The organism is Pseudomonas sp. Irchel s3b2 (assembly GCF_900187445.1).
Taxonomy (GTDB): domain Bacteria; phylum Pseudomonadota; class Gammaproteobacteria; order Pseudomonadales; family Pseudomonadaceae; genus Aquipseudomonas.
On the sequence record NZ_FYEB01000002.1, the window covers coordinates 167,239 to 188,409 of the forward strand.

21 protein-coding genes and 1 pseudogene are annotated in these 21,171 nt (G+C 59.7%); 10 read left to right on the forward strand and 12 right to left on the reverse strand.

From position 1 onward, the window contains the following. The first annotated feature begins 245 nt into the window (after window positions 1-245). Entirely contained in the window at window positions 246-1,397 is a 1,152-nt protein-coding gene (locus CKW20_RS07585) for a hypothetical protein (RefSeq protein WP_095052387.1), read from the forward strand. Between the two features lie 158 nt (window positions 1,398-1,555). Here CKW20_RS07585 and CKW20_RS07590 read toward each other — a convergent pair whose 3' ends face one another. Together CKW20_RS07590 and rep are read right to left on the reverse strand one after the other, a co-directional pair. Next, window positions 1,556-2,128: a xanthine phosphoribosyltransferase gene (locus CKW20_RS07590; protein ID WP_095052388.1), complete on the reverse strand. Its 573-nt coding sequence runs from the start codon at window positions 2,126-2,128 to the stop codon at window positions 1,556-1,558. Window positions 2,129-2,188: 60 nt separating this feature from the next. Continuing rightward, a complete protein-coding gene (gene rep, locus CKW20_RS07595; RefSeq protein ID WP_095052389.1) occupies window positions 2,189-4,198 on the reverse strand; it encodes a DNA helicase Rep in 2,010 nt (669 codons plus the stop codon). A 263-nt stretch (window positions 4,199-4,461) separates the two neighbouring features. Here rep and CKW20_RS07600 point away from each other — a divergent pair, with 263 nt between their 5' ends. Beyond that, window positions 4,462-6,135, forward strand: a complete 1,674-nt coding sequence (locus CKW20_RS07600; RefSeq protein WP_095052390.1) for a bifunctional diguanylate cyclase/phosphodiesterase — start codon at window positions 4,462-4,464, stop codon at window positions 6,133-6,135. Window positions 6,136-6,240: 105 nt separating this feature from the next. On the opposite strand, the gene CKW20_RS07605 is transcribed toward CKW20_RS07600, so the two are convergent. Next, on the reverse strand, window positions 6,241-7,629 hold the full coding sequence (locus CKW20_RS07605; protein WP_095052391.1) for a NorM family multidrug efflux MATE transporter: 1,389 nt from the start codon (window positions 7,627-7,629) through the stop codon (window positions 6,241-6,243). Window positions 7,630-7,786: 157 nt separating this feature from the next. Here CKW20_RS07605 and CKW20_RS07610 point away from each other — a divergent pair, with 157 nt between their 5' ends. Both CKW20_RS07610 and CKW20_RS07615 read left to right on the forward strand, forming a co-directional pair. Then, entirely contained in the window at window positions 7,787-8,707 is a 921-nt protein-coding gene (locus CKW20_RS07610; RefSeq protein ID WP_095052392.1) for a LysR substrate-binding domain-containing protein, read from the forward strand. Window positions 8,708-8,902: 195 nt separating this feature from the next. Continuing rightward, window positions 8,903-10,117, forward strand: a complete 1,215-nt coding sequence (locus CKW20_RS07615) for an aldose 1-epimerase family protein (protein WP_095052393.1) — start codon at window positions 8,903-8,905, stop codon at window positions 10,115-10,117. A gap of 6 nt (window positions 10,118-10,123) precedes the next feature. On the opposite strand, the gene CKW20_RS07620 is transcribed toward CKW20_RS07615, so the two are convergent. The 3 genes and pseudogenes from CKW20_RS07620 to CKW20_RS07630 all read right to left on the reverse strand — a co-directional run bounded on the left by CKW20_RS07620 (window position 10,124) and on the right by CKW20_RS07630 (window position 12,216). Continuing rightward, window positions 10,124-11,617, reverse strand: coding sequence for a YifB family Mg chelatase-like AAA ATPase (locus CKW20_RS07620; RefSeq protein ID WP_095052394.1), 1,494 nt, complete (start codon window positions 11,615-11,617; stop codon window positions 10,124-10,126). Between the two features lie 140 nt (window positions 11,618-11,757). Then, window positions 11,758-11,901 (reverse strand): annotated as a pseudogene (locus CKW20_RS29810) (phage antirepressor protein); the annotation flags it as partial. A gap of 48 nt (window positions 11,902-11,949) precedes the next feature. Continuing rightward, on the reverse strand, window positions 11,950-12,216 hold the full coding sequence (locus tag CKW20_RS07630) for an accessory factor UbiK family protein (RefSeq protein WP_007894783.1): 267 nt from the start codon (window positions 12,214-12,216) through the stop codon (window positions 11,950-11,952). 416 nt (window positions 12,217-12,632) lie between these two features. On the opposite strand from CKW20_RS07630, the gene glnK reads away from it, so the two are divergent. The 4 genes from glnK (at window position 12,633) to sutA (ending at window position 15,410) form a co-directional block, all read left to right on the forward strand. Beyond that, window positions 12,633-12,971 carry a P-II family nitrogen regulator gene (glnK, locus tag CKW20_RS07635; protein ID WP_095052395.1) on the forward strand — a complete coding sequence of 113 codons (339 nt, stop codon included), beginning with the start codon at window positions 12,633-12,635 and terminating at the stop codon, window positions 12,969-12,971. Window positions 12,972-13,006: 35 nt separating this feature from the next. Further along, window positions 13,007-14,344, forward strand: a complete 1,338-nt coding sequence (locus CKW20_RS07640) for an ammonium transporter (RefSeq protein WP_038980776.1) — start codon at window positions 13,007-13,009, stop codon at window positions 14,342-14,344. A 213-nt stretch (window positions 14,345-14,557) separates the two neighbouring features. Continuing rightward, a complete protein-coding gene (locus CKW20_RS07645; RefSeq protein ID WP_007989493.1) occupies window positions 14,558-14,983 on the forward strand; it encodes a secondary thiamine-phosphate synthase enzyme YjbQ in 426 nt (141 codons plus the stop codon). 103 nt (window positions 14,984-15,086) lie between these two features. Continuing rightward, complete coding sequence (gene sutA / locus CKW20_RS07650) at window positions 15,087-15,410, forward strand: transcriptional regulator SutA (RefSeq protein WP_095052396.1); 324 nt, start codon at window positions 15,087-15,089, stop codon at window positions 15,408-15,410. Window positions 15,411-15,577: 167 nt separating this feature from the next. Here the strand turns inward: sutA and CKW20_RS07655 are convergent, their stop codons facing one another. Genes CKW20_RS07655 through CKW20_RS07680 form a run of 6 tightly spaced genes read right to left on the reverse strand, consistent with a single transcriptional unit; the run spans window position 15,578 to window position 20,200 of the window. Further along, on the reverse strand, window positions 15,578-16,285 hold the full coding sequence (locus CKW20_RS07655) for an HAD family hydrolase (protein ID WP_095052397.1): 708 nt from the start codon (window positions 16,283-16,285) through the stop codon (window positions 15,578-15,580). Beyond that, window positions 16,282-17,181, reverse strand: coding sequence for a tyrosine recombinase XerC (gene xerC / locus CKW20_RS07660; RefSeq protein WP_095052398.1), 900 nt, complete (start codon window positions 17,179-17,181; stop codon window positions 16,282-16,284). The genes CKW20_RS07655 and xerC overlap by 4 nt, the downstream gene beginning before the upstream one ends. Before the next feature lie 2 nt (window positions 17,182-17,183). After that, complete coding sequence (locus tag CKW20_RS07665; RefSeq protein ID WP_030129117.1) at window positions 17,184-17,909, reverse strand: DUF484 family protein; 726 nt, start codon at window positions 17,907-17,909, stop codon at window positions 17,184-17,186. Window positions 17,910-17,922: 13 nt separating this feature from the next. Beyond that, on the reverse strand, window positions 17,923-18,753 hold the full coding sequence (dapF, locus tag CKW20_RS07670) for a diaminopimelate epimerase (RefSeq protein WP_095052399.1): 831 nt from the start codon (window positions 18,751-18,753) through the stop codon (window positions 17,923-17,925). 4 nt (window positions 18,754-18,757) lie between these two features. Continuing rightward, window positions 18,758-20,005, reverse strand: coding sequence for a diaminopimelate decarboxylase (gene lysA / locus CKW20_RS07675; RefSeq protein ID WP_095052400.1), 1,248 nt, complete (start codon window positions 20,003-20,005; stop codon window positions 18,758-18,760). Between the two features lie 9 nt (window positions 20,006-20,014). After that, complete coding sequence (locus CKW20_RS07680; protein ID WP_095052401.1) at window positions 20,015-20,200, reverse strand: lipoprotein; 186 nt, start codon at window positions 20,198-20,200, stop codon at window positions 20,015-20,017. Between the two features lie 306 nt (window positions 20,201-20,506). Here CKW20_RS07680 and cyaY point away from each other — a divergent pair, with 306 nt between their 5' ends. Then, entirely contained in the window at window positions 20,507-20,839 is a 333-nt protein-coding gene (cyaY, locus tag CKW20_RS07685; protein WP_095052402.1) for an iron donor protein CyaY, read from the forward strand. A 4-nt stretch (window positions 20,840-20,843) separates the two neighbouring features. Further along, window positions 20,844-21,062 carry a DUF1289 domain-containing protein gene (locus tag CKW20_RS07690; RefSeq protein WP_095052403.1) on the forward strand — a complete coding sequence of 73 codons (219 nt, stop codon included), beginning with the start codon at window positions 20,844-20,846 and terminating at the stop codon, window positions 21,060-21,062. The last annotated feature ends 109 nt before the right edge of the window (window positions 21,063-21,171 follow it).

A 21,171-nucleotide genomic window follows, 5' to 3' on the forward strand; every position in this document is an offset into this window, starting at 1 on the left:
CAGGCTCGCTCCCACTTGGATCTCCAGAGAACACAAATTTTGTGTACGACACTGATCAAATGTGGAGCGGGCTTGCCCAGGAAAATATCAAGCGAACCGAGACCTACACATAAACTCCTTCTAAATTTGCACGTTTGCGGAGTAAGACTGGGCTGTCAGCCCCTTCTGATTTTTCCCGCTCTACGGCTATACACCCCAACGGCTGTGTACCTTGTCGGCAAGGACCCATTGTCGAGAGAAAGAGCATGGACACGTCTTCAAGGAAAACTGTTACAGACGCCGCACTTAAACAAGCCCTGTTACTGGCTGATCTAACCGAAACAAAAGATCCCGATCACGCAGTCCACCTGCTGCTAAATGAAATCCTCAAAGGACTCTCTGAAAAAGGTTGGCCTCAAGCGCAACTACAAACCGGGCCGAGGATTGTCTCTGCTGAAGAAAATTACGGTTTACTCGGTTATGACCCGACAGAGGTTACGCTGGGGAGTGAACACACCCGTTGGGTCGATGAGCACTCGTTATTGCGGACACAAACCACCAGCCAGATCCCGGCAGCGCTTCAGCGAGCGGCTCAGGTGCGACAGCCGGGACAAACGATATTGCTGGCAGCACCAGGTATTACTTTCCGTCGTGATAGTCGGGATCGTTGGCATTGCGCTGAACCGCATCAAATGGATATTTGGGTTCTGGGTGATCCGGAACTGGCGACGCACGAACATCTGTTGCGTTTGGTCGGCGATATCCTTAAGTCCGCCGTTCCTGACAAGCGTTGGGTCTACAGCGATAGTCCGCATCACTACACAGAGGGCGGAATCGAAGTGAATGTCTTGAATGATGGGGCTCCGGTTGAGGTGCTGGAGTGTGGTCGTATTGCGAGGTCTTTGCTGGAGCGCTTGAACATAGACCCGCAGCATCATGGAGGGTTGGCGCTCGGGATGGGGCTGGATCGCCTGACGATGTTGCGAAAAGGCATTCCGGATATTCGCTTGCTGCGCGATCAGAACGTGCGAGTGCAGGCGCAGATGTATGATCTGAATCCATGGACGGCGGTATCTCGTTTGCCGTCGATTGCTCGTGACATTTCGTTGGCGGTAACGCCGGGCCTGAGCGAGGAAGTGTTGACTGAAAGAATGTTGCAGGCGGCCGGCGACTGCTCTGACTGGATCGAGGAGATGCAAGTCCAGGGACGGTGGGAGTTCTCGGATTTACCCGCGCAGGCAATTGAACGGCTCGGGCTGCTGCCGGGCCAGGAAAATGTGCTTTTACGCGTGGTGCTGCGCGATTGTTCGCGATCAATCACCACCACTGAGGCGAACGCCTTGTATGCGGACATTCAAGCGGCGATGCATGAAGGAGCGCCTGGGGCGGGTTACAGAATGGACCTGCCAAAGGCTTGAACCGAAGTGTCTGAGTAATCACTGAATCGCCGCGTTATCGTTCATCGTCGGAACGCCGCCCGGAGCAAGCTCCTCCCACAGTTGACCGAGTTGTCCAAGCGGACGCGGTTTAATGTGGGAGTGAGCAGGCTCGCTCCCACGGAAAATGCGGTGTGGCTCTAGTCGATGAAGGTTACAACGCCATCCTTCAGCGACTGCACCCGCGCCAACGATTCAACGCGATAACCCTGGGCATCCAGTTCCGCACGACCGCCCTGAAACGACTTCTCGATCACAATACCCAAACCGGCCACGGTCGCGCCGGCCTGTTTGATGATCGAAATCAGCGCTTGCGACGCCTTACCGTTGGCCAAAAAGTCGTCGATGATCAGCACGCGGTCGCTGCTGGTCAGGTGGCGCGGGGAGATCGCCACGGTGCTTTCGGTCTGCTTGGTGAACGAGTAAACGGTCGCCGACAGCAGGTTTTCAGTCAGGGTCAGGGACTGATGCTTGCGGGCGAAAATCACCGGCACGCCGAGGTTCAGGCCGGTCATGATCGCCGGTGCGATGCCCGAGGCTTCGATGGTGACAATCTTGGTGATGCCCGAGTCCTTGAACAGCGTGGCGAATTCGTCGCCGATCAACTTCATCAGGGCCGGGTCGATCTGATGGTTCAAAAAGGCGTCGACTTTCAGGACCTGGTCGGAAAGCACGATGCCTTCTTCGCGAATTTTCTTGTGTAGTGCTTCCATGAAGCTGTCCTCTACTGACGCCTTGTGCGCCAAAAGTGTTCGGTTAAAAAGTGCTCGATTCTAGCGCTTTAACATCGCGCGTATATCTGCCAATGCACTGTTGCCGCGAACCGCTTTGACTTCGGTCGGGGTGTCATCGTTGCCTTCCCAGGCCAGATCGTCCGGCGGCAGTTCATCGAGGAAACGGCTGGGCGCGCAGTCGATGATCTCGCCGTATTGCTTACGCTTGGCGGCGAAGGTGAACGCCAGCGTCTGACGCGCTCGGGTAATTCCGACGTAGGCCAGGCGGCGTTCCTCTTCGATGGTGTCGGCTTCGATGCTGGAGCGGTGCGGGAGAATTTCCTCTTCCATGCCCATGATAAATACGTAGGGGAATTCCAGACCCTTGGAGGCGTGCAAGGTCATCATCTGCACGCCTTCGGCGCCGTCTTCCTCTTCCTGCTGACGCTCCAGCATGTCGCGCAGAACGAGTTTGCCGATGGCGTCCTCGACGGTCATTTCGCCTTCTTCGTCTTTCTCCAGCGTGTTCTTCAGCGCCTCGATCAGGAACCAGACGTTACCCATGCGGTAATCGGCGGCCTTGTCGCTGGAGCTATTGGTGCGCAGCCAGTTTTCGTAATCGATGTCCATGACCATGCTGCGCAGGGCGGAGATCGGGTCTTCGCCGGCGCACTGCTCGCGGACTTTGTCCATGAAACGCTTGAAGCGCGACAGGCGATCGGTGAAGCGCGTGTCCAGATGCTCGCCCAAGCCGATTTCGTCGGTGGCGGCGTACATCGAGATTTTTCGCTCAGTGGCGTAGTTGCCCAGCTTTTCCAGCGTGGTCGAACCGATCTCCCGGCGTGGGACGTTGATCACCCGCAGGAAGGCGTTGTCGTCGTCCGGGTTCACGATCAGCCGGAAGTAGGCCATCAGGTCTTTCACTTCCTGACGTCCGAAAAAGCTGTTGCCGCCAGAGAGTCGGTAAGGCACCTGGTGATGCTGCAGTTTCAGCTCGATCAGCTTGGCCTGGTAGTTGCCGCGATACAGAATCGCGAAGTCGCTGTAGGGGCGGTCGGTGCGCAAGTGCAGGCTGAGGATTTCCACGGCCACGCGCTCGGCTTCGGCGTCTTCGTTGCGGCAACGAATCACACGGATTTCATCGCCGTGGCCCATCTCACTCCACAGCTGCTTTTCGAATTCGTGCGGGTTGTTGGAGATCAGCACGTTAGCGCAGCGCAGGATGCGGCTGGTGGAACGGTAGTTTTGCTCGAGCATCACCACTTTCAGGGACGGGTAATCGTCCTTGAGCAGCATCAGGTTTTCCGGACGGGCACCGCGCCAGGCATAGATTGACTGGTCGTCGTCGCCCACCACGGTGAACTGGTTACGCTTGCCGATCAGCAATTTCACCAGCAAATACTGGCTGGCGTTGGTGTCCTGGTATTCGTCCACCAACAGATAGCGGACCTTGTTCTGCCATTTTTCCAGGATGTCGTCGTGTTCCTGGAACAGTTTTACCGGCAGCAGGATCAGGTCGTCGAAGTCCACCGCGTTGAACGCCTTGAGCGTGCGCTGATAGTGGGTGTAGACGATGGCGGCGGTCTGTTCCTTGGGGTTGCGCGCGTTTTCCAGGGCTTCGGGCGGCAGGATCAGGTCGTTTTTCCAGGCGCCGATCATGTTCTTGATCTCGTCGACGCCGTCGTCGCCCGAGTATTCCTTCTGCATGATGTCGGTCATCAGGGCTTTGACGTCGGTCTCGTCGAAGATCGAGAAGCCCGGTTTGTAGCCCAGCCGCACATGTTCCTTGCGGATGATGTTCAGGCCCAGGTTGTGGAAGGTGCAGACCGTCAGGCCGCGGCCTTCACCACCCTTGAGCAGGGTGCCGACCCGTTCCTTCATCTCCCGCGCGGCCTTGTTGGTAAAGGTCATGGCGACAATGTATTGGGCGCGGATGCCGCAGCTCTGGATCAGGTGCGCAATTTTGCGGGTGATCACGCTGGTCTTGCCGGAGCCTGCGCCGGCGAGCACCAAAAGAGGGCCGCCGACGTAGCTCACGGCTTCTTGCTGCCGGGGATTGAGTCGGGACATACGAAATCAGGGAGTCGTTAGCGAAATGGGCCGGCATTTTAACAGGCTCAGAGAATTGTGCTGCTCTCTCCGACTTGTGACGCAACACGCTATCTCTATTTGCCGGTTTTGATACTTTCGCGCAGGATGCGGAGTGAATTTGCGGCTACTGTTCGTAATTCAAGACACAAAAGCCGTATTTGATAACCGATGTCATTTGGTCATTGGTTACCCGCGCGGCATAATGCCCGCCGCCTACATCTTTGCAGAGTCTAGGAGCTAGCTTGTCTACGCCTGTCGAACCCTTGCGTTTGCTGCTACTGGCCGAAGAGCCAGCGTGGGCAGCGTTGTTGCGCGAGTGTCTGGCTCCGATGGGGAGTGCGGCTGTGCTGCTCAGCGCGCCAAGCTGGGAGTCGGTCAGCAATTTGTTCGATGACAACCGCAGCGCGGTGTTGTTGACGATTCCTGCTCTCCAGCCGGCACCCGGCCGTTGCAACCTGCCGACGGTGCTGTTGCTCGAACACGAGCCGCTGGCGCCGCCCGACGGTGTGAGCGACTGGCTGGTGCGCAATCTGCTGGATCCCGGCATGTTGCGCCGCTGCCTGCGCCATGTGCGTGAGCGCGGCGTACTGGAAAACACCTTGCAACGCCTGGCCGAGCAGGACCCGTTGACCGGTATCGCCAACCGTCAGGGCTTCCAGACCTTGCTGGCGGCGCGTCTGGCTGAAAACGAAGGCCGCGGTCTGGCCCTCGGTCACCTCGATCTCGACAACTTTCGACACGCCAACGACGCCCTTGGCCATCAGGCTGGCGATCGGTTGATCCTGCAAGTGGTCTCGCGGCTGAAAAGCCAACTGGAGGCCAGCGATCAACTGGCGCGGCTGGGCAGCGATGAATTCGCCCTGCTGATCGATACTCGCCGCGCCCCTCAGCGCGCCGAATGGATGGCCGAACGCATTACCGAAGCCCTGTCCGAACCCTATTGGATCGACGGCGAAAGCCTGTTGATCGGTTCCAGTCTCGGCATTGCCCACGCTCGGGCCCAGGCCGGTGCCGACCCGTTGATGTGGCACGCGCACATCGCCATGCAGCAGGCCAAGAGCACTCAGGGCTGCACCTTCCACATCTTCAACGAACGGATCAATCGCAATGCCCGCAGCATCGCCGACCTCGAAAGCGAGCTGCGCCGGGCCTTGCGCCGCGATGAGCTGGAGCTGCATTACCAGCCACGGCTGAACCTTGAAGATGGCCAGATCGTCGGCCTCGAAGCCTTGGTGCGCTGGCGTCATGGCGAACGCGGCTTGTTGCCCCCCAGCGAATTCGTGCCGCTGGCCGAGCAAAGCGGCTTGATCGTGCCGCTGGGTTACTGGGTGATTTCCCGGGCCCTGCGAGACATGCAAGCGTTGCGCGAACGAGGTCTGCCAGCGCTGCACATGGCGATCAACCTGTCGTTCCGGCAGTTTCAGGACAGTCAATTGCTGACGACCCTCAGCCGGCTGATTGCCGAGCGCGGCGTCGAGGCGCAATGGCTGGAATTCGAACTGACCGAAACCGCGGTGATGCGTCGCAGCGATCTGGTCAAGCAGACCATGGACGCCCTCGGGCGTTTGGGCGTGCGCTTCTCGCTGGATGATTTCGGCACCGGGTTTTCTTCGTTCGTGCACCTCAACAGCCTGCCGATTGCCTTGCTGAAGGTCGACAAGAGTTTTGTTGGCGGTATGGAGGAACGAGAAGAAAATCGCAAACTGGTGCACGCGATGATCAACCTGGCGCACAACCTCAACCTGGAAGTGGTCGCCGAAGGTGTAGAAACACTGGAGCAGCTGGATTTGTTGCGCGGGTTTGGTTGCGATCAGGTGCAGGGGTATCTGATCAGCAAGCCGTTGCCGTTGGCGGAGTTGGTTGAGTACCTGACGTTCGGCAGCAGTCAGCAGCCCGCACTGGAAGTCGTGAGCTAACCATAGACCCTGTAGGAGCGAGGCTTGCCCGCGAAGGCTGCGTGTCAGTCGACATTGTTGTTAACTGACATGCCGCCTTCGCGGGCAAGCCTCGCTCCTACAGGACTAAGCGATCTCGAAATTTTGCTCTGATGCTGGCTCCCGCCTGATCATCCGCTTCATCTTCCACTCAAACGCCAGCGTCAGGCTCACCGCCGCACACGCCAGCCCCAGCGCCAGACCCCACCAGACTCCCGTTGGCCCCCAGTTCAAATGGAAGGCCATCCACCAGGCGGCCGGTGCGCCGATCAGCCAGTAGCAACCCAAACCCACCAGGAACGTAGTTTTGGCATCCTTGAGTCCGCGGATGCAGCCCATGGCGATGGTTTGCGTGCCGTCGAACAGCTCGAACCATGCCGCTACCGCCAACAGGCTCACGGCCAGGTTGATGACTTCGCGGAACGCCGGGTCGTTGTGGTCCAGGAACAAGCCGATCAACTGATGCGGCAGCAGCCAGAAGACCATCGCGAAGCCGAGCATTGCCGCCGCCCCGAAGGCGATCCCGACCCGTCCGGCCAACCGCGCATCGAGCAATTGCCTGGCGCCGTAATGTTGGCCGATGCGCATGGTGATCGCGTAGGAAAGCCCCGCCGGAATCATGAACGCCACCGAGACGATTTGCAGGGCGATCTGATGCGCCGCCAGTTGCGTACTGCCCATGGTGCCCATGCACAGCGCGGCGAAGGCAAACAGGCCGACTTCCACCGCATAGGTGCCGCCAATCGGCAGGCCCAGGCGCCACAATTCCTTCAAGTACTGACGGTTGGGCCGCGACAGACCCTGACGCAACGGATAGGCGTCGTAGGCCGGATGCCGACGAATATGCAGCGCGAGCGCCAGCGCCATGAGGTTGGCAACGATCGCCGTGACCAGACCGATGCCCACCAGACCCATTTTTGGCAGACCGAACATGCCGGTGATCAACGCATAGTTGAGCAGGAAGTTAGCCACAGTGCCGGCGAGGCTGATAACCATCACCGGTGTCGCCCGGCCGATGGCGCTGGTAAAGCCGCGCAGTGCCATGAAGCTCAGGTAGCCGGGCAGGGCGAACGGCAGGATCAACAGAAACTGGCCAGCCGCCTGAACGTTGGTTTCGGTCTGGCCGAACAACAGCAACACTGGTTTCAGGTTCCACAGCAGCAAACCCGCCACCAGCGCCATCAACCATGCCAGCCACAACCCGGCCTGGGTCAGCCGCGCCGCGCCAATGATGTCGCCCGCGCCCTGACGGATCGCCACCAGGGTGCCGACGGCGGCGATCACGCCAATGCAGAAAATCGACACGAACGAATACGTCGCCGCCCCCAGACCGCCGCCGGCCAGTGCTTCGGGGCTCAGGCGCGCCATCATCAACGTGTCGGTGAGGACCATCAACATGTGCGCCAACTGCGAGGCAATCAACGGCCCCGCCAGCCGCAGGATGGCCCAGAGTTCAATACGCGCTGGATGCTGCATGATCATCACGCTCGAGTGTCGGAGAGAACAGGAAGCGTTGATTCTCGGCGCTCTGCGGGGTTTGCACAAAGGGATAAAAAGGATGGGTGGCATGATTAAAACTCATGCCAGAGAGTTTCTGATAAGTTGAAACAATCACGCTGTAGGAGCTTTCCTGATGTCCCGTCGTCTTCCTCCCTTGTATGCCCTTCGAGCATTCGAAGCGGCGGCGCGGCATAGTTCGTTTACTCGCGCCGCCGAAGAACTGTCGATCACGCAAAGTGCGGTCAGCCGACACATTCGTACGCTCGAAGAGCATTTCGCCTGTCGGTTGTTTCATCGCAGCGGGCGCAACCTGCAACTGACCGAATCGGCGCGGCTGATCCTGCCCGGTATTCGCGAAGGCTTCACTGCCCTTGAGCGGGCCTGCAATACCTTGCGCGCCGAGGACGACATCCTGCGCATGAAAGCCCCGTCGACCCTGACCATGCGCTGGCTGTTGGCGCGGCTCAGCCGTTTTCGGCACCTGCGACCGGGAAACGAGGTGCAATTGACCAGCGCCTGGATGGATGTCGATACGGTGGACTTCAACCACGAACCCTTCGACTGTGCCGTCATTCTCAGCAACGGACGTTTTCCACCGGACTGGGAGGCGACTTGCCTGTTCCCCGAAGAGCTGATTCCGGTGGGCGCGCCGAATCTTCTGAAGGATCAGCCGTGGGACGTTGCGCGCCTGGCCAGTACCGAACTGTTGCACCCGACGCCGGACCGCCGTGATTGGCGCAACTGGCTGGAGCGCATGGGCCTGACTGATCAAGTTTCGCTCAAGGGCGGGCAAGTGTTCGACACACTGGAGCTGGGCATGATCGCTGCCGCCCGAGGTTATGGCGTGTCCATGGGTGACTTGTTGATGGTGGCGGAGGATGTTGCGCAGGGACGTCTGAGTTTGCCGTGGCCGACGGCCGTCGCCAGTGGTGAGCATTATTACCTGGTCTGGCCGAAAACCCGCCCCGGCGGTGAGCGTTTGCACCGCCTCAGCGATTTCCTGCAAGGCGAAGTCCGGGCGATGGAATTACCGGATGTCGAACGTCTGGGCTGAATCGATGGAACCGCCGAAAATCTGCTGATGGGGACCTTCGTGCAGGTTGCTTGTTTTCCCCTTGTCCAAATCTTGGGATCAATTCCTAATGAGGTGTCTTTCTTGGCATTTACTACCGATGTCTCGATTTTTATGCTTGCTGAAACGTTTCTTCAAGTCTATAAAATTGGCACAACTCCAAGAAAGGCTGCTGCCATGACCCCGCTCAAACTCTTCGTTGCCCTCAGCGCGCTGTCCGCTGCCTCCCAAGCTATGGCTTGGGACTACGTCCTGCTCGACACCGACAAAGCCGCCCAGAACTGGCAGATCACCAGCCAGCAGTTGGGTGTGAAAACCGACAAACCCTTCTCCGTGACCCTGCGCACCTTGCATGGCGGGCGGCAGGAGGGCGTCAGCATCGTCGACATCGATAACGGCACGATGAAACTCTCGGTAGTGCCCACTCGCGGCATGAACGTCCTACAGGCGTCTGTAGGCAATGTGCGCATGGGCTGGGATTCGCCGGTCAAGGAAGTGGTCAATCCTTCCTTCATCGAACTCAACGGCCGTGGTGGCCTGGGCTGGCTGGAAGGTTTCAACGAACTCGTCACCCGCTGCGGCTACGAATGGGTCGGCCATCCCGGCATCGACAACGGCGAACTGCTGACCCTGCACGGTCGGGCCGCCAACATTCCTGCGAACAAAGTCACCCTGCACATCGATGAAAAACCACCGTATGCCATCACTCTGCGCGGCGAACTGAAAGAGCAGGCGTTCAAGAAAGTCGACTTCTCTGTCGCGACCGAACTGGTCACCGAGCCCGGCAGCGTAGCGTTCGCCCTCAACGACACCCTGACCAACAACGGCGACTATCCGAAGGAATACCAGGCGCTGTATCACAGCAACTTCAGCACCCCGTTCCTGGAGCAAGGCGCCCGCTTCGCCGCGCCGGTGAAGCAGGTATCGCCATTCAACGACAAGGCCAAGGGCGATCTGCCTGACTGGCAAACCTACCGCGCACCGACCAAGGACTACGACGAAACGGTCTACAACGTGGTGCCGTATGCCGATGCCAAGGGCGATACGTTGACCGTGCTGCATAACAAGGCCGGCAGTTTGGGTGTCTCGGTCGGCTTCAACACTCAAAGCCTGCCCGTGTTCTCCCTGTGGAAAAACACCGATACCCAAGGGCAGGGCTATGTCACGGGGCTGGAGCCGGGCACGAGTTTTTCCTACAACCGCCGGTATCAGCGGCCACTGAACCTGGTGCCGATGATCGGGCCGAAGGAACAGAAACAGTTCCGGATCAGCTACAGCTTGTTGGCGGATAAGGCCGCTGTGGATAAAGCGTTGAAGCAGGTGAGCGAGATTCAGGGTGGGCGGGAGACTGAAGTACGGCAGACGCCGTTGGTTGATCTCACCAAGGGGTGACACCGGCTAGAGCGTTGTCGGCCGATATTGCAGCGCTTCGGCCAAGTGTTCACGGGTGATGCCATCGATTTGCTCAAGGTCCGCCAAGGTGCGAGCAACTTTGAGCAGTCGATGGGCCGCTCGCAGTGACAAGGTCAGCCGTTCACACGCCGTTTCCAGCCAGGTTTCGTCGACTGTGGATAACTTGCAGTGTCTGCGCAGACCCGGCAAATCGAGGAATGCATTGGCACAGCCCTGGCGTTTTTGTTGCCGTTCTCGTGCATCGGCGACCAACTCGGCGGCGGTGGCAGTGTCGTCGCCGGGTTTCAACGCAGGATTCAATGCCGTGGCTTCGCGAGCGACGGTCAGGTGCAGATCGATGCGGTCCAGCAGTGGCCCCGACAGTTTGTTGCGATAACGCTGCACCATGTCCGGTGTACAGGAGCAACGGCCACTCGGTTCGCCAAGATATCCACAGGGGCAGGGATTCATCGCAGCGACCAGTTGAAAGCGCGCCGGGAAGCGTACGCGGTCCTTGGCGCGGGAGATCACGATATGGCCGGATTCCAGTGGTTCTCTCAGTACCTCCAAGACCTTGCGATCAAATTCCGGGAGTTCATCGAGGAACAACACGCCATGGTGGGCGAGGGTGATTTCACCGGGTTGTGGTTTTGAGCCGCCGCCCACCAGTGCCGGGCCTGAAGCGGAGTGGTGGGGTTGGCGAAACGGTCGCTGCGGCCAATGACTCAATGGCACACAATTGGCGACGGATTGAATCGCCGCGACTTCCAGCGCTTCACTCTCGGCCAATGGCGGCAACAGCCCGGGCAGACGACTCGCCAACAGGGTTTTCCCTGTCCCCGGGGGGCCGCTGAACAGCAAGTTATGAGCCCCTGCCGCGGCAATCAGCAACGCGCGCTTGGCCGCGAGTTGCCCCTGCACTTCATTCAAATCGGGATAGGGTTTGCTGGCGTAGAGCAAACCATTGGAAGCGTAGGGCGCGATGGGCGTGTGGCCATTGAAATGCGCGACCGCCTCCAGCAAATGGTCCACCGCAATCACTTTCAGCCCCGAAGCCAGGCAGGCCTCTTCGGCATTCGCACGCGGCACCACCAGCGTGCGCCCGGCCTTGCGCGCCGCCAGCGCCGCCGGCAATACACCGCGAACCGCTCGCACTGCACCCGACAGTGCCAACTCTCCCAGGCACTCGACGTCATCAAGCGTCAATGTCGGCACTTGCACACTGGCCGAGAGAATCCCCAGCGCAATCGCCAGATCGAACCGTCCGCCGTCCTTCGGTAAATCGGCCGGGGCAAGATTCAACGTGATACGCCGCGCCGGAAATTGCAGCCCCGAATTGATGATCGCGCTGCGTACCCGGTCTTTGCTTTCCTTCACAGCGGCTTCGGGTAAACCGACCATCGTCAGCGATGGCAAGCCATTGGCCAGATGAACTTCTACGGTGACGGCGGGCGCTTCCACGCCGACCTGGGCGCGGCTGTGGACGATGGAGAGGGACATGGTCGTTCCTTGAGCTGACGGGGACCGCTTCCTGCGGTTTTTGAAGGGTAGTCGTGGGCAGATGATTTAGCGTGGCGGCGGAGTAACCAAACTTTCGCAGGATGTTGCTGGGGTGGCGAGCTGATTCCAGTCAGTTAATGCATCTGCGGAACATCTTGCAACCGAATCCACGGCTGGTTATTCCAGTGCAGCAAACTCAACGACATTTCAGGCCAATTCCGCAGGCTCAGAATCGGGCGCTCTGTTGAGGTGGGTTGCTGGGCGTCTCTGAGCGCTGGCACCACGGGACGCATTGAATCATCGTTCCCACGCAGAGCGTGGGAACGATCAGGTTACTCGGCGTCAGCTGGTGGATTGAGCTTCGCTTCCAGCTCCGCCACCTTCGCCTCAAGACTCTCCAGCCGTGCTCGAGTCCGCGCGAGCACAACCATCTGGCTGTCGAATTCTTCCCGACTCACCAGGTCCAGCTTGCTGAAGCCGCTCTGCAGCAGGGCTTTGAACTGGCTTTCGATTTCGCTTTTCGGCAGTGGAGTGTCGCCGCTGAAGAGGCGGGAGGCGGTGCCGCTCAGGGCGTCGAGGAAGTCTTTGGGCGCGAGCATGGGAAATGTCCTGTCAACAATGGCGGGCAGTGTATCACGCAGTGTCTATAGTCAATCTCGGCGGCTGCGATGCACGCTTTTCGCGCATAGGGATGGACGGTATCGCACTGTTGTTGTGCGTAACCGTTGCGTCTATCGGGCGAAAGGGCTTGAGGTAGCAGCCAAGGGCTTGAAATCAATGGGTTTTGGATAGATGGCAAGCTTTCTGCTTAGTCGCTGGTGACCCATGCACTGATGCAGTCGCTGTGACGAATGCAGTGCGCCAAGCGGAACGGGGGAAGTTTCGTGCGGAGTGGTTCGCTGGCGTCGGACGGGCAGGTAAGGCCGACGATGCGTTACAAAGCCAGGCACTGCGCTTAGACTTGAGTCGGGTTTGTTTTCCTGGGGCAAGTCCACCAATTCGGGAGAGAGTTTTCATGAAGCTAGTCACTGCCATCATCAAGCCGTTCAAGTTGGACGATGTGCGCGAGTCGCTGTCCGACATCGGCGTGCAGGGCATTACCGTTACTGAAGTCAAAGGCTTCGGTCGACAGAAGGGTCACACCGAGCTGTACCGCGGCGCGGAGTACGTGGTCGATTTCCTGCCCAAGGTGAAGATTGATGTCGCCATCGACGACAAGCAACTGGACGAGGTTATCGAGGCGATAACCAAGGCCGCCAACACCGGCAAGATCGGTGACGGCAAGATCTTCGTGGTCAATCTGGAACAGGCGATTCGCATCCGTACCGGCGAAACCGATACCGACGCAATCTAAGCCGCCACAAACCCAACGCCCCAGGAGAAAACAATATGACTCTGCGTAAATTCGCAGGGCTAGGAGCCCTGTTGTCCCTCGTAATGCCCGGCCTGGCCATGGCGGCAGACGAAGTGGCGGCCCCAGTCCTCAATTCCGGCGATACCGCCTGGATGATGACCTCGACAGCCCTTGTGCTGTTCATGACCATTCCCGGCCTCGCGCTGTTCTACGGCGGCATGGTTCGCTCCAAAAACATTCTTTCCGTGATGATGCAGTGCTTCGCCATTACCGGTCTGATCAGCATTCTGTGGGTCATTTATGGCTACAGCATCGCGTTCGACACCACCGGCATGGAGCAGGGCGTCGTCAACTTCAACTCGTTCTTTGGCGGCATGGGCAAGGCGTTCCTCGCCGGTGTCACGCCTTCGAGCCTGACCGGTCCTGCGGCACTATTCCCTGAGGCGGTGTTCATCACCTTCCAGATGACGTTCGCCATCATCACCCCGGCGTTGATCGTCGGTGCCTTCGCCGAGCGGATGAAGTTCTCCGCCATGCTGATCTTCATGGGCATCTGGTTCACCCTGGTTTACGCACCGATTGCGCACATGGTCTGGTCCGGCAACGGCGGCCTGATGTGGGACTGGGGCGTGCTCGACTTCGCGGGCGGCACCGTGGTGCATATCAACGCCGGTGTAGCCGGTCTGATTGCCTGCCTGGTACTGGGCAAGCGTAAAGGCTTCCCAACCACCCCGATGGCTCCGCACAACCTCGGTTACACCCTGATGGGTGCCGCGATGCTGTGGATCGGCTGGTTCGGCTTCAACGCCGGTTCCGCTGCTGCGGCCAACGGCACTGCCGGCATGGCGATGCTGGTCACCCAGATCGCCACCGCTGCTGCGGCGCTGGGCTGGATGTTTGCCGAGTGGATCACCCACGGCAAGCCAAGCGCACTGGGTATCGCTTCGGGTGTTGTGGCCGGTCTGGTTGCAATCACTCCGGCAGCCGGCACCGTGGGCCCGATGGGCGCTCTGGTGATCGGTCTGGCGGCGGGCGTGGTGTGCTTCTTCTGCGCCACCACCCTGAAACGCAAACTCGGTTATGACGATTCCCTGGATGCCTTCGGCGTGCACGGTATCGGCGGTATCCTCGGCGCGATCCTGACCGGCGTGTTCGCGGCACCGGCCCTCGGTGGATTCGGCACCGTCACCGACATCGGTGCTCAAGTCTGGATTCAGTGCAAAGGCGTTGGCTTCACGGTGATCTACACCGCGATCGTTACCTTCATCATCCTCAAGGTGCTGGATGCCGTCATGGGTCTGCGTGTCACCGAGGAAGAAGAAGCGGTCGGCATCGATCTGGCACTCCACAACGAACGCGGCTACAACTTGTAAGCACGCGCATAAAAAAATGCCCGGCTTGCCGGGCATTTTTTTGTCTGGAGTTTGTCAGTGGAGGAAGGGCTGAAAGGTTTTTTCAGACACGTTCAGGCGCGTTTACGACGGGCGTTTTTCTACGGCCAATGGCTTACACGATTGAAGGAATATTTGGGCCTTTGTTTTTTCCCGGAGCGCGCTAGAATGCGCCCCGAACGTGCGGAGAACTGTATGTGGCAACAGACTCTGATTACCCTGCGGGCACGGCCCCGGGGCTTTCATCTGGTAACGGACGAGTTACTCGCCGGCTTGCCTGAACTCAAGGCGTGTCGGGTCGGTCTGTTGCATTTGTGGCTACAGCATACCTCGGCGTCGTTGACCATCAACGAGAACGCCGATCCGGCGGTACGTCGCGACTTCGAACGATTTTTCAATCGTCTGATCCCACAAGGAACAGACGGCTATGAGCATAACGACGAAGGCCTGGACGACCTCCCGGCGCACTTCAAGGCCAGCGTACTTGGCTGTCAGCTCAGTTTGCCGATCTCGGCAGGCCGACTGGCGTTGGGGACCTGGCAGGGTGTTTATCTGGGCGAGCACCGTGATCATGGCGGTGCCCGTAAAGTCCTCGCCACCGTGCACGGTGAAGGGGCATAAAACCGCTGGTTACCAGCGGTGGTTGATTTTTTTCCGGCAGCCGTCGACAGAGGGCAAAGCTGGGCTATAACTAATCTGCTTTTCGCAAGTCATGAGGTAGAACATGAGCGACGATGATCTGGAAAACGACGACCTCGAAGTAGGCGACGAAGACGAGGCCGAAGAAGGCCTGGAAACAGCAGCGGAAGACGTTGCTGACGACGATGGCGGTGATGTGCCCGTTCCGACTGCCAAAGGCAAGGCCAAGGCTGCGGTATCGGTCGATGAGCTGCCGAGCGTCGAAGCCAAGAACAAGGAACGCGACGCCCTGGCCAAGGCCATGGAAGAGTTTCTGGCACGGGGCGGCAAGGTGCAGGAAGTGGAGGCCAATGTGGTCGCCGATCCTCCCAAGAAGCCTGATAACAAGTACGGCAGCCGGCCTATCTAAGCGCCTGCTTCTTGCTTGCTGAAAAAGCCCGCCGTCGCTGCGGGCTTTTTCATGGGTGGACCAATGTCCAAAGGCCCGACACATACCCTGTAGGAGTTGGCTTGCCAGCGAATAGGCCCTGCACTGATCTTGAGATCGCCTTCGCTGGCAAGCCAGCTCCTACGGGGTCAGATCAAGCCATTGTTCCACCGCGCCAACAACCCCGGCAATTCGTTCAGGCTCCGAATTTCGGCATCCGGCGCTTTCTCGGCTTCCCACACCTTGCCCGCCGGGTTAAACCAGATCGCACGCAGCCCTGCCTGCTGGGCACCGGCAATGTCGTCGCCGGGATGGTCGCCGATATGCACGGCGGTCTCGGCGGTCGCGCCGCCCCGCTGCAGCGCTTCATGAAACAGTCGCGCATCCGGCTTGGCGATGCCGATGTCTTCGGCGCACAGGGCAAACTTGAAGTAGTCCGCCAGCCCCAACCGACGCACATCGGCATTACCGTTGGTGACCACGCCAAGCGCATAGTGGTTGGCCAGAATTTCCAGGGTCGGTTGCACCTCAGGGAAAATGTCCAACTGATGCCGTGCATGCAGAAACACTTCGAAACTCTGATCGGCCAGGTCTGAAGCTTCAGCTTGCGCATAACCGGACTCTTCCAGTGCGTGGAACAGCACGCGCCGACGTAAAGCACTGATGCGGTGCTTGAGGCTCGGTTCGTTGCTCAGCACCCGCTCGCGAATTGACCACAGATGCTCCACCGGCACCGCGCCCAGGTTCGGGGCGTGCTCGGTCAACCATTCACGCAATACGATTTCGGCGCTGGCGATTACTGGGGCGGTGTCCCACAGGGTGTCGTCGAGGTCGAAGGTGATCAATTGGAGGGTCATGAATCATCGCCTTTAATGCGTTTGGCCCGTGGGTGGGCGCTGTCGTAGACCGTCGCCAGGTGCTGGAAGTCCAGGTGGGTATAGATCTGGGTAGTCTTGATGTCCGAGTGGCCGAGCAGTTCCTGCACCGCCCGCAAGTCCTGAGAGGACTCCAGCAAATGGCTGGCGAAGGAGTGTCGCAACATATGCGGGTGCAGGTTCTGCCCCAGTTCGCGCTCGCCGGCGGCCTTGACCCGCACCTGAATCGCCCGTGGGCCGAGGCGCCGGCCTTGCTGGCTGACAAACACTGCGTCGTCCGCCGGGTTGGTCAGCGACCGCAATGGCAGCCACAACTCCAGTGCTTCGCGAGCCTTTTTGCCCACTGGCAACAGCCGGGTCTTGCTGCCCTTGCCGAGCACCTGAACCATGCCGTCGGCCAGGTCCAGTTGATCAAGGTTGAGCCCGGTCAATTCAGAAAGACGCAGGCCGGAGGAATAGAACAGCTCCAGAATCGCCTGATCCCGACGCGCCAGAAAGTCATCTTCCACCGCGCCTTCAAGCAGTTGCAGTGCGCGGTCAGTGTCGAGGGTCTTCGGCAGGCGACGTTCGCCCTTGGGTGGTGCCAGGCCATTGGCCGGGTCGTGGTCGCAAAAACCTTCGCGGTTCAGATAGTGATAGAGCCCGCGCACCGCCGAGAGCAGCCGCGCCAGACTGCGGGAAGATTGGCCTTGAGCATGCAGGCGAGCGATCAGGCTGCGCAGGCGCTGGATGTCCAGGGCAGCCCAACTGCTGATGTTCTGTTTGAGGCACCAGCCCAGCACTTTGTCGAGGTCGCGGCGGTAGGCGTACAGCGTATGCGGCGACACCTGCCGCTCACTGCGCAAGTGTTCGCAGTAAGCGTCCAGTTGCCGTTCCATGTTCAGCGTACCGAGCGCAGGGAGCTGTTGACCCGTGGCAGCACGCGGCCCATGACTTCGGCAATGTAACTCAGGAACAGCGTGCCCACCGAGCTCTTGTAGTGCTGCGGATCGCGGCTGGCGATGGCCAGAACACCGTGGATGCCCTGATAGCTGATGGCGACGACGGCTGTGGAGCCGATCTGTTTGCGCTGTTCTTCGCCGAACAGGAAGTCCAGTTCATGTTCGCGCAGGCTGCCACAGACGCTTTTGTCTTCGGAGAGCAAGCCGCCGATGGCCGTTTGTGCTTCGGCATGCGTCACCCAGCGGCCCACCGGCATCGGGTTGTCGCCCAGCAAAATCAGGCTGACGAAGGGCACCTGGAAGTCTTGGCGCAGGCTGTCTTCGACGCTGATTACCACATCTTCCAGGCTAGTAGCGTCCATCAGCGTGAGAATCAGGCGGCGGGTCTTGTCGAACAGTCGGTCGTTGTCGCGAGCTACGTCCATCAAGTGCGAAAGGCGGTGGCGCAACTCGATGTTGCGGTCGCGCAGGATGGTCATCTGACGTTCGACCAGCGAAATGGTGTCGCCGCGCTGGTGCGGTATGCGCAGGGCCGGGAGCAGTTCTTCGTGCTCGATGAAGAAATCCGGATGAGCCTCCAGGTACGCGGCAATCGCCGCCGCCTCAAGGCTTTCGGAAGGGGATTCGTCGGGCTGCAGGGCGGGAACCTGGGGCTTGTCGGTCATGGATATCGCTCACTCAAAGACGCACTTGTCCTTCGTATACGCGCACTGCCGGGCCGGTCATCATGACCGGTTGGCCAGGGCCTGCCCATTCAATGGACAGACGCCCGCCGGGCAGGTCGATCAATAGCGGCGAATCCATCCACCCCTGGCTGATCGCGGCCACTGCGGCAGCACAGGCGCCGGTTCCGCATGCCTGGGTTTCCCCGGCCCCGCGTTCCCAGACGCGCAACTGCGCACGGTTCCGGTCGATGACCTGGAGAAAACCGACATTGACCCGTGCCGGGAAGCGCGGGTGATGTTCGATTTTCGGCCCCAGTTCATGCACCGGTGCGTTGTTGATGTCGCTGACCCGCAACACGGCATGGGGGTTGCCCATGGACACCGCGGCCAGTTCGACCGTGGTGCCGTCGACGTCGACCTGATAGCTCAGGGCCTGGCTCGGAGCTTCGAACGGAATCTCGGCCGGTACCAGGCGCGGAGCACCCATGTTGACGCTGATCTGGCCATCGTTGCGGATGTCCAGTTCGATGATGCCGCTTTTGGTCTCGACGCGAATCAGCCGCTTGGCGGTAAGGCGCTTGTCGAGCACGAAACGGGCGAAGCAGCGCGCACCGTTGCCGCACTGTTCCACTTCGGAGCCGTCGGCGTTGAAGATCCGATAGCGGAAGTCCACATCCGGGTTGCTCGGCGCCTCGACGATCAGCAACTGGTCGAAACCGACGCCGGTGTGCCGATCGCCCCATTGCTTGGCGTGTTTTGGCAGGATGTGCGCGTGCTGGCTGACCAGGTCGAGAACCATAAAGTCATTGCCCAGGCCGTGCATCTTGGTAAAACGCAGCAGCATGGTTTTACTCCGGCAGCAGGCTTTCGCCAGCAAACAACTCGGCTACCGTCTCACGGCGACGCACTTCAAATGCCTGATCACCGTCCACCAACACTTCAGCGGCACGGCCGCGGGTGTTGTAGTTGGAGCTCATGACAAACCCATAGGCACCGGCCGAATGCACGGCCAGCAGGTCGCCTTCTTCCAGGGCCAGCTCACGATCCTTTGCCAGGAAGTCGCCGGTTTCGCAAATCGGGCCAACGATGTCGTAGGCGCGAGCGGCGCTGTTGCGCGGGCGCACGGCGGTGACGTCCATCCAGGCTTGATACAGCGCCGGGCGGATCAGGTCGTTCATGGCCGCGTCGACGATGGCGAAGTCTTTGTGCTCGGTGTGCTTGAGGTACTCGACCTGGGTCAGTAGCACGCCAGCGTTGGCGACGATGAAACGGCCCGGCTCGAACACCAGCGCCAGGTCACGACCGTCAAGGCGCTCGCGCACGGCTTTGATGTAGTCGGCAGCCAAGGGCGGCTCTTCATCGCGATAACGCACGCCCAAACCACCACCGAGATCGATGTGGCGCAGGTAAATGCCACAATCGCCGAGGCGGTCGACCAGGCCCAGCAGGCGGTCGAGAGCATCGATGAACGGCGGCAGGGTGGTCAGTTGCGAACCGATGTGGCAATCGACGCCGACCACTTCCAGGTTAGGCAGTTGCGCGGCACGGACGTACACATCTTCGGCGTCGGCGATGGCGATGCCGAACTTGTTTTCCTTCAGGCCGGTGGAGATGTACGGGTGAGTGCCAGCATCGACGTCCGGGTTGACGCGTAACGAAATCGGCGCGCGAACGCCCAGCTCGGCGGCCACCACTTGCAGGCGTTCGAGCTCATCGGTGGACTCGACGTTGAAGCAGTGCACGCCGACTTCCAGCGCCCGACGCATGTCGTCACGGGTCTTGCCGACACCGGAGAACACGATCTTGTCAGCACTGCCGCCAGCGGCCAGTACGCGCTCCAGCTCGCCACGGGATACGATGTCAAAACCGGCGCCCAAACGCGCCAGGACATTCAGTACGCCCAGGTTGGAGTTGGCCTTGACTGCAAAGCACACCAGGTGCGGCATGCCGGCCAGCGCATCGGCGTAAGCCAGGTATTGGGCTTCGATGTGTGCGCGCGAGTAAACGTAGGTCGGTGTACCAAAGCGATCAGCGATAGCAGACAGGGCAACACCTTCCGCGAACAGTTCACCGTCACGGTAGTTAAAAGCGTCCATGATGTTCCCTTATTGGTAGACGTCGTGCTTGTGTGCCTTGGAAGCAGGCTGCTGTTGCGACGATTTGGCCTGCTCGACAGGGTCCTGGTTCTCATCAGGCAGGTACAGCGGGCCTTTTTGACCACAGGCCGACAATAAGCTGGCAAAAGCGACGAGCGAAGCGAGCGCAGCAAGGGAAGAGATCAGGCGCTTCATGGCGAAATCCTTGAAAATGCGTTAATTGCGCCGGAGTATACCGGCCACCCGGCAGCTTGCCTATGCGACGCACCTCCCGTCCGGCGGGGCTTGGCCGGATGTGCGTTGGTTTAATGCAATCCGTGTGGGAGCGTGCTTGCCCGCGAAGGCGTTGGCTCAATCAACAAGATATTGAATGTGCTGACCCCTTCGCGGGCAAGCCTGCTCCCACAGATCGGTGTTGAGTCGTTATTCTTTGCAATCACCGGGGCTCGCCCGTATCTTGCGGCGCTTGAGCGTGAGTAGACACTTTTTGAGGTTCCCGCAATGAGTTTGACCGAAGCCCGTTTCCACGACCTGGTCGATGCAACCCAGGAAAAGCTGGAAGACATCTTTGACGACAGCGATCTGGATATCGATCTGGAAAGCTCGGCCGGTGTGCTGACTGTTAAGTTTGAAAACGGCACTCAGTTGATCTTCAGCCGCCAGGAACCGTTGCGTCAGTTGTGGCTGGCAGCCGTCTCCGGTGGTTTCCACTTCGACTACGACGCAGAAAGCGAGCGCTGGATGTGTGACAAGAGCGAAGAGCAGCTGGGCGAGATGCTCGAACGCATCGTCAAGCAGCAAGCCGACGTCGAACTCGATTTCGAAGGTCTGTGAAATCGTGACCCCGCCTGCGCCCGTCCGTCCGCCCAAGCCGCTCTACAGCAATGTCAGCCCGGCGGTCCCGTCGCCGTGCAGCGGTGTGTGTCGGCTGGATGAGCAGAAGGTATGCCTTGGGTGTTTTCGGCATGTCGAAGATATTCGCGAATGGCGCTCGGCGGATGATGAGCGGCGGCGGGTGATCTGCACTCAAGCGGCCCAGCGCAAGACCGCCACCTGAAGCTTCACGCGATCTGTAGCAGCTGGCGAAGCCTGCGTTCGGCTGCGAAGCAGTCGTAAACACTGAACACTCGGCATTCCTGATACACCTTGTCGTCTGAACTCACGGC

Coding starts and splice junctions, on each gene's coding strand:
- cyaY (WP_095052402.1), top strand. CDS start 20,507: ATGAGTTTGACCGAAGCCCGTTTCCACGACCTGGTCGATGCAACCCAG.
- CKW20_RS07610 (WP_095052392.1), top strand. CDS start 7,787: ATGTCCCGTCGTCTTCCTCCCTTGTATGCCCTTCGAGCATTCGAAGCG.
- CKW20_RS07590 (WP_095052388.1), bottom strand. CDS start 2,128: ATGGAAGCACTACACAAGAAAATTCGCGAAGAAGGCATCGTGCTTTCC.
- CKW20_RS07630 (WP_007894783.1), bottom strand. CDS start 12,216: ATGCTCGCGCCCAAAGACTTCCTCGACGCCCTGAGCGGCACCGCCTCC.
- glnK (WP_095052395.1), top strand. CDS start 12,633: ATGAAGCTAGTCACTGCCATCATCAAGCCGTTCAAGTTGGACGATGTG.
- sutA (WP_095052396.1), top strand. CDS start 15,087: ATGAGCGACGATGATCTGGAAAACGACGACCTCGAAGTAGGCGACGAA.
- xerC (WP_095052398.1), bottom strand. CDS start 17,181: ATGGAACGGCAACTGGACGCTTACTGCGAACACTTGCGCAGTGAGCGG.
- CKW20_RS07585 (WP_095052387.1), top strand. CDS start 246: ATGGACACGTCTTCAAGGAAAACTGTTACAGACGCCGCACTTAAACAA.
- CKW20_RS07680 (WP_095052401.1), bottom strand. CDS start 20,200: ATGAAGCGCCTGATCTCTTCCCTTGCTGCGCTCGCTTCGCTCGTCGCT.
- CKW20_RS07655 (WP_095052397.1), bottom strand. CDS start 16,285: ATGACCCTCCAATTGATCACCTTCGACCTCGACGACACCCTGTGGGAC.
- lysA (WP_095052400.1), bottom strand. CDS start 20,005: ATGGACGCTTTTAACTACCGTGACGGTGAACTGTTCGCGGAAGGTGTT.
- CKW20_RS07645 (WP_007989493.1), top strand. CDS start 14,558: ATGTGGCAACAGACTCTGATTACCCTGCGGGCACGGCCCCGGGGCTTT.
- CKW20_RS07605 (WP_095052391.1), bottom strand. CDS start 7,629: ATGCAGCATCCAGCGCGTATTGAACTCTGGGCCATCCTGCGGCTGGCG.
- CKW20_RS07615 (WP_095052393.1), top strand. CDS start 8,903: ATGACCCCGCTCAAACTCTTCGTTGCCCTCAGCGCGCTGTCCGCTGCC.
- rep (WP_095052389.1), bottom strand. CDS start 4,198: ATGTCCCGACTCAATCCCCGGCAGCAAGAAGCCGTGAGCTACGTCGGC.
- CKW20_RS07620 (WP_095052394.1), bottom strand. CDS start 11,617: ATGTCCCTCTCCATCGTCCACAGCCGCGCCCAGGTCGGCGTGGAAGCG.
- CKW20_RS07665 (WP_030129117.1), bottom strand. CDS start 17,909: ATGACCGACAAGCCCCAGGTTCCCGCCCTGCAGCCCGACGAATCCCCT.
- CKW20_RS07640 (WP_038980776.1), top strand. CDS start 13,007: ATGACTCTGCGTAAATTCGCAGGGCTAGGAGCCCTGTTGTCCCTCGTA.
- dapF (WP_095052399.1), bottom strand. CDS start 18,753: ATGCTGCTGCGTTTTACCAAGATGCACGGCCTGGGCAATGACTTTATG.